The sequence below is a fragment of the Microcoleus sp. S13_C3 genome (assembly GCF_036700905.1).
Classification (GTDB): Bacteria; Cyanobacteriota; Cyanobacteriia; order Cyanobacteriales; family Microcoleaceae; genus Microcoleus.
The window spans coordinates 32,189-34,174 of sequence record NZ_JAUBPT010000033.1; the positions used below are offsets into that span (position 1 = coordinate 32,189).

Sequence of the window (1,986 nt, forward strand, 5' to 3'; positions counted from 1 at the left end):
ATAAACCCGCCCCCACCCAACGACAAATCTCGAAAATAAGCGTGTTTCCCCAAATTACCGTAGGGGCGGGCTCACCAACCATAATCGCCTCAGACCAAAAATCTCGAAAACCCGCCCCCACCCAACGACAAATCCGAATCTACATTTTTGGGATGCAATCGCATATCAGATAAATCTAGGCGATCGGCTGTGTGCGGACGAGTTTACCAACTATCTATACGAGAAACCAACAATCTCAAAAACCCCCTACACAAACTCAACCTTAAAAAGCTTACCCAAAAATGTTACACTAAACAAAAGTCTCAGTTAAATGCTCTCTAATAGAACTATGCAACTTACTGAACAACGATACTACTCGATCGAGGAATATCTAGCACTAGAAGAAGCTGCTGACTACAAAAGCGAATACATTGACGGTGAAATATTTCCTATGGCCGGTGGCTCTACCAATCACAATCAAATAGCTGGCAATTTCTATGCCGAACTAAATTTTGCGTTCAAAAAACAAGACTATCGAGTTTTCATGAGCGATGTCCGCTTGTGGATACCCAAGAAGCGCATCTATACTTATCCCGATGTGATGGTAGTATGTGGGGAGCCGGAGTATTATAATAACCGCACCGATACGATTACCAATTCCAGGGTAATTATTGAGGTTTTGTCATATTCAACTAAAGGATACGATCGCAGCAAAAAGTTTGAGGGATACCGCACGATTCCCACTCTTGAAGAATACTTATTGATCGACCAAAACCGGAGATATATCGAACATTTTTCTAAGACGGATGATAAGCGATGGTCGTTTGCTGAGTACAATGAATCGGATGAGACGATCGCGCTTGCTTCAGTATCCTTTGAAATTGCTGTGGCAGATATCTATAATAAAGTGAATTTTGAACAAGTAGATCAAGAAATTGCCCCTGAAAAATGATTGTAGGGGCGGGCTCACCAACCATCTGTGCCACTAATTAAGAAAATAAATAAACCCGCCCTGCCCGACAATAAATCTCGATCGCCCGCAATGATTGTAGGGGCGGGTTCACCAACCATTTTTGCCACTAATTGAGAAAATAAATAAACCCGCCCTGCCCAACGACAAATCCGAATCAATATTCTTTGCATTCGATCGCACATCAGGTTAATCTAGGTTATTGGTTGGGTGGGGGCGGGTTTATCTAGATTGTCTGCTGGTATTAAATATTATTCGTAAAACCCGCCCCTACCGCCTGTGTTTTTGGGAAAAAGATTATGAAATACGATCGCAACAAACACCACCGCCACTCAATTCGCCTGCCTGGATATGATTATAGGACTCCCGGTGCGTATTTTATCACTATTTGCAGTTGGCAGCGTGAATGTTTATTCGGCGAAGTCATTGCTAATACAATGCAATTGAGTCCCTATGGTAAAACAGTTTTATTCAATTGGAGCATTCTTCCCAAACGTTATCAAAATGTGGCATTAGATAATTTTATTGTGATGCCAAATCACGTCCACGGGATTATTGTTTTGAAAGACAGCCCAGAAATAAATTATACAGAATCGGATAAATTGGCGCTGAGAAAATCAAAAATCCATCCTTTATCGGAAATTGTGCGGGGTATGAAAACATCTTCAGCGCGGCGAATTAACCAAATGCGATATTTGACTGGCGTATCAGTTTGGCAACGAGGTTATTACGAACATATCATCCGCAATGAAGAATCATTAGTTGCTATCCGGGAATACATCATTAATAATCCTTTGTCGTGGGCAAAAGATGAATTATATCCTCATAATTCAGTCAAAATTAATGAATCTAGCACACTGTCGATCGAATGTAATGGCAAATCTTATCTACAGTCGCTCGTACTATAACATTCTGTCGATAGCCCTCCGGGGCGGGTTTCACCAATAATCTATGTGAAAAACTAACAATCTCAAAAACCCGCCCCCACCCAGCCACAAATCGGCATCTACATTTGTGAAATACGATCGCACATCAGG

General features: G+C 41.6%; 3 protein-coding genes. 2 read left to right on the forward strand and 1 reads right to left on the reverse strand.

The genetic code is table 11. The features are described from left to right. The first annotated feature begins 328 nt into the window (after window positions 1-328). Window positions 329-931, forward strand: a complete 603-nt coding sequence (locus tag QUA16_RS11850; RefSeq protein ID WP_333104029.1) for a Uma2 family endonuclease — start codon at window positions 329-331, stop codon at window positions 929-931. 14 nt (window positions 932-945) lie between these two features. Here QUA16_RS11850 and QUA16_RS11855 read toward each other — a convergent pair whose 3' ends face one another. Next, window positions 946-1,122, reverse strand: coding sequence for a hypothetical protein (locus QUA16_RS11855; protein ID WP_333104030.1), 177 nt, complete (start codon window positions 1,120-1,122; stop codon window positions 946-948). 126 nt (window positions 1,123-1,248) lie between these two features. Between QUA16_RS11855 and QUA16_RS11860 the strand changes: the two genes are divergently transcribed. Further along, on the forward strand, window positions 1,249-1,857 hold the full coding sequence (locus QUA16_RS11860) for a transposase (protein WP_333104031.1): 609 nt from the start codon (window positions 1,249-1,251) through the stop codon (window positions 1,855-1,857). Window positions 1,858-1,986: the final 129 nt, after the last annotated feature.